The organism is Caulobacter sp. (assembly GCF_049283275.1).
GTDB lineage: Bacteria > Pseudomonadota > Alphaproteobacteria > Caulobacterales > Caulobacteraceae > Caulobacter.
Map to the genome: position 1 here is coordinate 21,304 of NZ_JBAPVS010000269.1, position 8,348 is coordinate 29,651.

The window sequence follows — 8,348 nt, forward strand, 5'->3', positions numbered from 1 at the left end:
TCCGCGACACCGGTCGCGAAACTGGTGCGGCGCAAGACCGTCCAGTCAGGGAGGATCCCATTGGCCAACCACCATCCATCCACCGCACGGGCTCCGAGCGGGACGGCCGCGATCATCGCCTGCTGCGCCCTGGCCGTGTTCGAGGGTTTCGACCTGCAGGCCGCCGGCGTCGCGGCGCCGCGTCTCGCCCCCGACCTTGGACTTGGACCCGATGTGCTGGGCTGGTTCTTCAGCGTCAGCACATTCGGCCTCATGCTCGGCGCCGCGGTGGGCGGTCGGCTTTCCGACCGCTACGGCCGTAAGCCCGTCCTAGTCGCCTCGGTCGTCGTCTTCGGGCTGTTGTCGATCCTCACGGGCCTGGCGCAGTCCCAGGAACAGCTGCTCGTCGCGCGGTTCCTGACCGGGGTCGGATTGGGCGGCGCCTTGCCCAACCTGATCGCCATCGTCGCGGAAAGCGCCGGCGAGGCGCGCCGCGCGCGCGCCGTGGGCTTCCTCTATGCGGGCCTGCCGTGCGGCGGCGCCCTGGCCAGCCTGGTCAGCCTCGCCGGCGCCGATCCTTCGGACTGGCGAATGATCTTCTATGTCGGCGGACTGGGACCGCTGCTGATCCTGCTGGTCGCCGCCCCGCATCTGCCGAGCGGAGCCTCGTCCCCGCTTGCCCGCGCGCCTGACCTCGCGCCCCGGAAATTCGGTTTCGTCGAGGCCGCCGTGGGCGAAGGCCGCGCCCTCACCACCCTTCTTCTCTGGACCGTCTTTCTACTGGCCCTGCTGATCATGTACCTACTGCTCAGCTGGCTGCCGTCGCTCCTGATCGGCCGGGGCCTTAGTCGGCCGGACGCCGGGCTGGTGCAAATGGCGTTCAATCTCGCCGGCGCCGTCGGCAGCGTGACGGCGGGCTGGTTGATGGATCGCCGCGGCTGGCGTCTCGCGACCGTCATCGGCGCCTTCGGCGCGGCGGCGGCGACAGTGTTGGTGCTTGCGAACGCCCCGGCCTCCCTGGTGGTCTCGCTGCTGGTCGGCGCGGCCCTGGGCGCTACGGTTTCGGCCGTCCAGTCGGTGGTCTACGGCATGGCGCCGACCTTCTACCCCGCGCACCTGCGGGGCACCGGCGTGGGTGCGGCCGTGGTCATGGGCCGGTTGGGATCGGCGATAGGCCCCCTCTTGGCTGGAGCCTTGCTCGCAACCGGGCGATCACCCGCCCAGGTGCTCCTGACCCTCCTGCCCGTTCTCGCCGTCGGCGGCCTCCTTTGCGTCTGGCTGGCGACCCGCCCGACGGCGGTGGAGGTCTAGGAGCGTTATCGATGTCAACAGCCCGTCCCCACGCGCGGCTCCAGGCCCTAGCGATCCCCCCTGCGATTGACGCGGAACGACCTGGGCGAAAGCCCTTCGGCCTTGGCGAAGAAGCGCGAGAAATAGGCCGGATCCTCGAACCCCAGGTGATAGCCGACCTCCGCCACGGTCATGTTCGAATAGAGCAGCGCCCGCTTGGCCTCGAGGATCACGCGATCCTGCATCAGCCGCAGCGGGGAAACGGCCGCGATCTTGCGGCAAGCCCCCCTCAGTCGCCCGACCGTCACACCCAACCGGTTCGCGTAGTCCTCGATGGTCAGGGGCTCTCGATAGTGGGCCTCGACCAGCTCGCGAAAGCGCGCCACCAGCTGGGCCTGGGCCCCGTGGATCGCCGGACCGGCCGCCTTGGCGTGGATCGACAGACGCAAGGCCTCGACCATGATGGCCAGCAGGTGCGCCTCGACCGCGGCCCCGCTGCCGGGCGCGGTCCAGACCAGTTCACGCGACAGGTTTCCAAGCGCCGCCCCAACGCCCGAAGTCGCGGCCAGGGGCAGTTGGTGGGGAACCTTGAACAAACTCGAAAAGTCCGGCTCGCGCATCGCCAGATCGCGCAAATAGCTGTCGGCCAGGGTCAGCACCGCGCCTGTCGTCTCGGCTTCCCAGACGAAGCCATGAACCACGCCCGAGGGCACGAGCAGCAGACATGGCGCCGAGAAGACGACCACCTGGTCCTCGGCGTGCATGGCTCCGCCGCCGGAGGTGATGTGGAAGACGTGATTGAGATCGGCGTGGGCATGGGCCCGGATGTTCCAGTCGTTGGGCCGCGAGCGATCGTCCAAGTCCTCAAGGTGCAGAAATTTGCCCTCGACCGTGCGAAGTGGTTCTCCAAACAAGAAAAAACTTGGAATGTCCGCCTTCTGCGTCACTTTTTGAACCTCTTGATCCAACACAGGCCCAAAGCCGTGAAGCAACGAAAAGTCCAACTTTATGGACGCTCTGTCCATCCCATTCAGAGGACGCGGGCCTAGGGTTCGGGAAAGCCGCGGCAAGCGGCGCCCATTGGCGAGGAGACATCGTTGCGCACTCAGGTCGCCATCATCGGCGCCGGTCCCGCCGGCTTGTTCCTCGGCCACTTGCTCAAGCGCGCCGGCATCGACGCCGTGATCCTCGAACGCCGCGATCGCGCCTATGTCGAAGGTCGCGTCCGGGCCGGGGTGCTGGAGCAGATCACGGTCGATCTGATGGAGCGCCTGGACCTAGGCCAACGCATGCGTCGCGAGGGCTTGGTGCACGGCGGAACGAACCTGGCCAGCGACGGCGACGTCTTCCGCATCGACATGGCCGAACTGACCGGCGGCTCGACCGTGATGGTCTATGGCCAGCAGGAGGTGATGAAGGACCTTTTCGACGCGGCCGAGACGCGCGGCGTCCAGATCGTCTTCGACGCCGAGGACGTCCATCCTCAGGGTATCGACAGCGACCGGCCCGTCGTCACCTGGCGCGAGAACGGCGTCGAAAAGCGCCTGGATTGCGACTTCATCGCCGGATGCGACGGCTATCACGGCGTCAGCCGAGCGGCGATCCCGGCCGACGTGCTCAAGACCTTCGAGCGTGTCTATCCCTTCGGCTGGCTGGGCATCCTGGCCGAAGTGCCGCCCTGCGACCACGAACTGATCTATTCCAATCACGAACGCGGTTTCGCCCTGGCTTCGATGCGCTCGGCGACCCGCAGCCGCTATTACATCCAGTGCGCGTTGGATGAGAAGATCGAGGACTGGAGCGACGAACGCTTCTGGGATGAACTCTGCCTGCGCCTGGGTCCTGAAGTCGGCGCCAAGGTCACCCGCGGCCCCTCGTTCGAAAAATCCATCGCGCCGCTCCGCAGCTTCGTCACCGAACCCATGCGCTACGGCCGCCTGTTCCTGGCCGGCGACGCGGCCCACATCGTGCCGCCCACCGGCGCCAAGGGCCTGAACTTGGCCGCCTCCGACGTGGTCATGTTGTCCGAGGCTTTGGTGGAGCATTTCAAGGACGGCTCCGACACTGGGATCGACCACTATTCGGCCCGCGCCTTGGCCCGGGTGTGGAAGGCCGAGCGTTTTTCCTGGTGGTTCACCAGCCTCACCCATCGTTTCCCCGACCGCGACGGTTTCGATCGCAAGATGCAGGTGGCAGAGTTGGCCTACATCAAGGGCTCCCGCGCCGCCCAGGTCACCCTCGCCGAGAACTATGTCGGTCTGCCGCTCGTCTAGGATCCGTTTATGAAATCAAAGATCTATCCGTCCGCCGCCGCCGCGCTCGAGGGCGTCGTCTTCGACGGCATGACCCTGATGTCCGGCGGCTTCGGCTTGTCGGGCAATCCCGAGACCCTGATCCCCGCGCTCAAGGCGACGGGGGTCAAGGGCCTGACCGTGATCAGCAATAACTGCGGCGCCGATGGTTTCGGGCTGTGGCAGTTGCTGAACAACGGCCAGATCAAGAAGATGATCTCCAGCTATGTCGGCGAGAACAAGCTGTTCGAGCAGCTCTATCTGTCGGGCAAGTTGGAGCTGGAGCTGAACCCGCAGGGCACCCTGGCCGAACGCATCCGGGCCGGCGGCGCGGGCATCCCGGCCTTCTACACCAAGACCGGCGTCGGCACGGTGGTGGCCGAAGGCAAACCGGTCGAGAACTTCGAGGGCGAACCCTACGTCCGCGAAACTTGGCTTCGCGCCGACCTCGCCATCGTCAAGGCCTGGAAGGCCGATCCCGAAGGCAACCTGATGTTCCGGATGACGGCGCGCAACTTCAACCCGGTGATGGCCACGGCTGGCAAGGTCACCATTGTCGAGGTCGAGGAGATCGTCGAAGCCGGCGAACTGGACGCCAACAGCATCCATACGCCAGGCATCTATGTGAACCGCATCATCCGCTCGACGATCAACGAAAAGCGGATCGAGAAGCTGACCACGCGTCCCCGGGAGACCGTCTGATGGCCTGGACCCGCGACGAGATGGCGGCCCGCGCCGCCCGTGAGCTGCAGGACGGCTTCTACGTCAATCTGGGCATCGGCATCCCGACCCTGGTGGCCAACCACATTCCGGACGGCGTGCACGTCACCCTGCAGAGCGAGAACGGCATGCTGGGCATGGGTCCGTTTCCCTATGAGGGCGAGGCCGATCCGGACCTGATCAACGCCGGCAAGCAGACCATCACCAAGCTGCCGACCTCCAGCTTCTTCGACAGTGCGACGAGCTTCGCGATGATCCGCGGCGGCCATGTGGACCTGACGGTGCTGGGCGCCATGGAGGTGGCCCAGAACGGCGACATCGCCAACTGGACGATCCCCGGCAAGATGGTGAAGGGCATGGGCGGGGCCATGGACCTCGTCGCCGGCGTCAAGCGCGTGATCGTGGTCATGGACCACGCCAACAAGGCCGGCGAGAGCAAGGTCCTAAAACGCTGCGCCCTGCCCCTGACCGGCGCGGCCTGCGTCGACATGGTGATCACCGACCTGTGCGTCTTCGACCTCGATCGGAAAGGCGGCGGCCTGACTCTGATCGAGATGGCGCCGGGCGTCACCCTCGACGAGATCAAGGCCAAGACAGAGGCTGACTTCAACGCGGGAGCCTTCGCATGACCACAGCCTATATCTGCGACGGCGTCCGCACGCCGTTCGGCCGCTATGGCGGCGCCCTGTCCAAGGTTCGCGCGGACGACTTGGCCGCCATCCCGATTAGGGCGTTGATGGCGCGTCATCCCGGTGTCGACTGGAGCGCGGTCGACGAAGTGGTTCTGGGCTGCGCCAACCAGGCCGGCGAGGACAACCGCAACGTCGCGCGCATGGCCGCCCTTCTGGCCGGCCTGCCCGAGACCGTGCCCGGCGTCACCGTAAACCGCCTGTGCGCCTCGGGCCTCGAAGCGATCGGCTACGCGGCCCGCGCCATCGCCTCCGACCAGGCCGATCTGGTGGTCGCCGGCGGCGTGGAGAGCATGAGCCGCGCGCCGTTCGTGATGGGCAAGGCCGACAGCGCCTTTTCCCGGGCCGCCAAGATCGAGGACACCACGATCGGCTGGCGCTTCGTGAACCCCGCGATGCAGAAGGCCTACGGCGTCGACTCGATGCCCGAGACCGCCGAGAACGTCGCCGCCGAGTACGGCGTCAGCCGCGCCGACCAGGACGCTTTCGCCCTGCGCAGCCAGGCGCGCGCCGCCGCCGCCATTAAGACCGGCTTCTTCGACGGCGAGATCACGCCAGTCGAGATTCCCGGCAAGGCCGGCCCGACGATCGTCGACCGCGACGAGCACCCGCGCGAGACGACGCTGGAAGCTCTGGCCAAACTCAAACCCGTTGTTCGCGAAGGCGGTACGGTGACAGCCGGCAACGCCTCGGGCGTCAATGACGGCTCGGCGGCCCTGATCATCGCTTCGGAAGCCGCCGTCAAGAAGCACGGCCTGACGCCGCGCGCCCGCATTCTCGGTTACGCCACCGCCGGCGTCGCCCCGCGGGTGATGGGCGTCGGTCCAGTCCCCGCGACCCAGCGCCTGATGGCGCGGACGGGCCTGAGCATCGGCGACTTCGACGTGGTCGAGCTCAACGAGGCCTTCGCCGCCCAAGGCCTGGCGGTGCTGCGCCAACTGGGCCTGCCCGATGACGGCGCCCACATAAATCCCAACGGCGGAGCCATCGCCCTGGGCCACCCGCTCGGCGCCTCCGGGGCCCGGCTGGCGCTCACGGCCTTGCGCCAGCTGGAAGCCACCGGCGGCCAGCGGGCCCTGGCCACCCTCTGCATCGGCGTCGGCCAGGGCGCGGCCCTGGCCTTCGAACGCGTCTAGGAGACCTGCCCATGACCACCCTCATCGGCTTTTCCCGTGAGGACGCCGGCCAGCCGCCGTCCCTGGCCCCCGCCTATGGCTCGACCGTGGCGCGCTCACCGCGCCAGCCGCTGGTGCGCATCCCCCAGACCCTGACCGAGCTGACCGGCCCGGCCGGCTGCTGGGACAAGCTGATGGGCCCGGCCCTGGCCGACCTGACGACCCAGCACAGGGCCATGCCCCAGGGCCAGCGGATCATCGTCGCCGGCCGGGTGCTGGACGAGCAGGGCCGACCGGTTCCCAACACCGTCATGGAGATCTGGCAGGCCAACGCCGCCGGCCGCTACATCCATGGCAAGGACCAGTGGGACGCGCCGCACGATCCCAACTTCACCGGCGCCGGCCGGGTGATCACCGACGCCGAAGGACGCTACCAGTTCACCTCCATCCGTCCCGGCGCCTATCCCTGGGGCAACCACAAGAACGCCTGGCGCCCCGCTCACATCCATCTGTCGCTGCTGGGCCCGGCCTTCGCCACCCGCCTGGTCACCCAGATGTACTTCCCCGACGATCCGCTGATCGAGATCGATCCGATCGCCAACGCCGTGCCCCTGCCCTACCGCCAGCGCCTCGTTTCGCGCTTCGACATCGAGACCACCAAGCCCAACTGGGCGCTGGGCTATCTGTTCGACGTCGTGCTGCGCGGCCGCGACGCCACCCCGTTCGAGGACGATCATCATGACTGATCAGATCAATCCCGCCCCGCGCCTCGATAACCAGGATCCCGGCCTGTTCGGCCAGACCCCGTCCCAGACCGTCGGCCCGTTCTTCCACTACGGCCTGCCCTGGAAGGGCGGCGCCGACCTGGTGGGGCAATCCGACATAGGCGCTCGGCCCGAGCTGTTCCCGGAGGACCACTATGTCCTGAACCTCGCCCCGCCCAAGGGCGCGGTCAGCGGCGAGGTGATCACCCTGGAGGGCGTGGTCTACGACGCCGAGGGCAAGCCCGTATCCGACGCCATGATCGAGATCTGGCAGGCCAACGCCGCGGGCCGCTACGCCAGCCCCGACGACGACCGCGGCGAGATTCCCCTGGACGAAGGCTTCATCGGCTTCGGCCGCGCCTCGACCAGCGACGAAGGGCTCTACCGCTTCAAGACGGTGCTGCCCGGCGCCGTGCCGGGTCCCGGGAACAGCCTGCAGGCGCCGCACATCGCTGTGAGCGTTTTCGGACGCGGCGTGATCAAGCGCCTGACCACGCGAGTCTATTTCGAGGGCCAGACGGCCAACCAGACCGATCCGATCCTGGCCATGGTCCCGGCTGAGCGTCGCCACACCCTGATCGCCCGCAAGGCGGATGACGCCTGGCGCTTCGACATCGTCTTGCAAGGCGGGGCCGAAACCGTGTTCTTCGACATCTGACGTCCCAGAGTCGATCGCTTCCGGAGCCCGCGCCCTTGTCATCCCTTCTTCGCGATCGCCCTGCCTCCACGCCAGCCATGCTGGCGGTGTTCGGCGACGCGGCCTTGCTGCGCGCGGCCCTGCTGTTCGAGGCGGTCCTGGCCGAGGCCCAGATGGCCGAAGGCTTGATCCCGTTGGAGGCCGCCGAGGCCATCGTCGCCGCCTGCGCCGAGCTTCCCGACATCGAGGACCTGGCCGAAGCGGTCGCCCACGCCGGAACCCTGGCCATTCCCCTGGTCGGGATCCTGCGCCAGCGGGTGGCCGCCCGGCATGGCGACGCCGTCGCCGCCCTGGTCCACAAGGGCGCCACCAGCCAAGACCTGGCCGACACCGCCCTGATGCTGCAGGCCAAGGCCGGCGCCGCCCTGATCCGCGATGAGGCGGTTCGGCTGGCCGACGCTCTGGCCGTGCTGGCCCAGGCGCACGCCGCCACCCCGATGCTCGGCCGCACCCTGCTCCAGGCCGCCCTGCCGATCACCTTCGGCCTCAAGGTCGCCGGTTGGCTGCAAGGCGTCGATGACGCCCTGGCCCGTTTCGACGCCGAAGCGGCCGCCGCCCTGCGCCTTCAGTTCGGCGGGGCGACCGGATCGTTGGCCGGGCTGGACGGCAAGGCCGAGGCTGTCGCCGAGCGCCTGGCCACACGGCTGGACCTGGCCCTGCCCGCCACGCCCTGGCACGCCCAGCGCGGCGCGATCGCGGGCCTGGCCGGCGCCCTGGCCATCCTGGTCGGCGCGGTCGGCAAGATCGCCAGGGACATTTCGCTGATGGCCCAGACCGAGGTCGCCGAGGCCTTCGAACCCCGC

The 8,348-nt window shown here is 68.2% G+C and carries 9 protein-coding genes; 8 read left to right on the forward strand and 1 reads right to left on the reverse strand.

Features of this window, described 5'->3' with window-relative positions:
- The first annotated feature begins 60 nt into the window (after positions 1–60).
- The gene (gene mhpT / locus WAL33_RS15270) at positions 61–1,290 is read left to right on the forward strand and encodes a 3-(3-hydroxy-phenyl)propionate transporter MhpT (protein ID WP_422182373.1); all 1,230 of its coding nucleotides are present in this window, start codon (positions 61–63) and stop codon (positions 1,288–1,290) included.
- Between the two features lie 47 nt (positions 1,291–1,337).
- On the opposite strand, the gene WAL33_RS15275 is transcribed toward mhpT, so the two are convergent.
- Positions 1,338–2,216, reverse strand: coding sequence for a helix-turn-helix domain-containing protein (locus WAL33_RS15275; protein ID WP_422182374.1), 879 nt, complete (start codon positions 2,214–2,216; stop codon positions 1,338–1,340).
- Positions 2,217–2,366: 150 nt separating this feature from the next.
- Here WAL33_RS15275 and pobA point away from each other — a divergent pair, with 150 nt between their 5' ends.
- From pobA to WAL33_RS15310, 7 genes are all read left to right on the forward strand, one after another.
- Positions 2,367–3,542, forward strand: coding sequence for a 4-hydroxybenzoate 3-monooxygenase (gene pobA, locus WAL33_RS15280; RefSeq protein ID WP_422182375.1), 1,176 nt, complete (start codon positions 2,367–2,369; stop codon positions 3,540–3,542).
- Positions 3,543–3,551: 9 nt separating this feature from the next.
- Entirely contained in the window at positions 3,552–4,262 is a 711-nt protein-coding gene (locus WAL33_RS15285) for a CoA transferase subunit A (RefSeq protein ID WP_422182376.1), read from the forward strand.
- Complete coding sequence (locus tag WAL33_RS15290; RefSeq protein WP_422182377.1) at positions 4,262–4,909, forward strand: CoA transferase subunit B; 648 nt, start codon at positions 4,262–4,264, stop codon at positions 4,907–4,909. Before WAL33_RS15285 ends, WAL33_RS15290 begins: the two co-directional genes overlap by 1 nt.
- Positions 4,906–6,105 carry a 3-oxoadipyl-CoA thiolase gene (gene pcaF, locus WAL33_RS15295; RefSeq protein ID WP_422182378.1) on the forward strand — a complete coding sequence of 400 codons (1,200 nt, stop codon included), beginning with the start codon at positions 4,906–4,908 and terminating at the stop codon, positions 6,103–6,105. Before WAL33_RS15290 ends, pcaF begins: the two co-directional genes overlap by 4 nt.
- 11 nt (positions 6,106–6,116) lie before the next feature.
- Positions 6,117–6,830, forward strand: coding sequence for a protocatechuate 3,4-dioxygenase subunit beta (gene pcaH / locus WAL33_RS15300; protein WP_422182379.1), 714 nt, complete (start codon positions 6,117–6,119; stop codon positions 6,828–6,830).
- Positions 6,823–7,506, forward strand: coding sequence for a protocatechuate 3,4-dioxygenase subunit alpha (gene pcaG, locus WAL33_RS15305; RefSeq protein ID WP_422182380.1), 684 nt, complete (start codon positions 6,823–6,825; stop codon positions 7,504–7,506). The genes pcaH and pcaG overlap by 8 nt, the downstream gene beginning before the upstream one ends.
- A gap of 35 nt (positions 7,507–7,541) precedes the next feature.
- A partial coding sequence (locus WAL33_RS15310; protein ID WP_422182381.1) for a lyase family protein occupies positions 7,542–8,348 on the forward strand: 807 nt, incomplete at its 3' end.

What these genes read in the sequence shown, in the direction of transcription:
- WAL33_RS15290 (WP_422182377.1), top strand. Translation starts at nt 4,262, where the DNA reads ATGGCCTGGACCCGCGACGAGATGGCGGCCCGCGCCGCCCGTGAGCTG.
- WAL33_RS15285 (WP_422182376.1), top strand. Translation starts at nt 3,552, where the DNA reads ATGAAATCAAAGATCTATCCGTCCGCCGCCGCCGCGCTCGAGGGCGTC.
- pcaF (WP_422182378.1), top strand. Translation starts at nt 4,906, where the DNA reads ATGACCACAGCCTATATCTGCGACGGCGTCCGCACGCCGTTCGGCCGC.
- pcaH (WP_422182379.1), top strand. Translation starts at nt 6,117, where the DNA reads ATGACCACCCTCATCGGCTTTTCCCGTGAGGACGCCGGCCAGCCGCCG.
- pcaG (WP_422182380.1), top strand. Translation starts at nt 6,823, where the DNA reads ATGACTGATCAGATCAATCCCGCCCCGCGCCTCGATAACCAGGATCCC.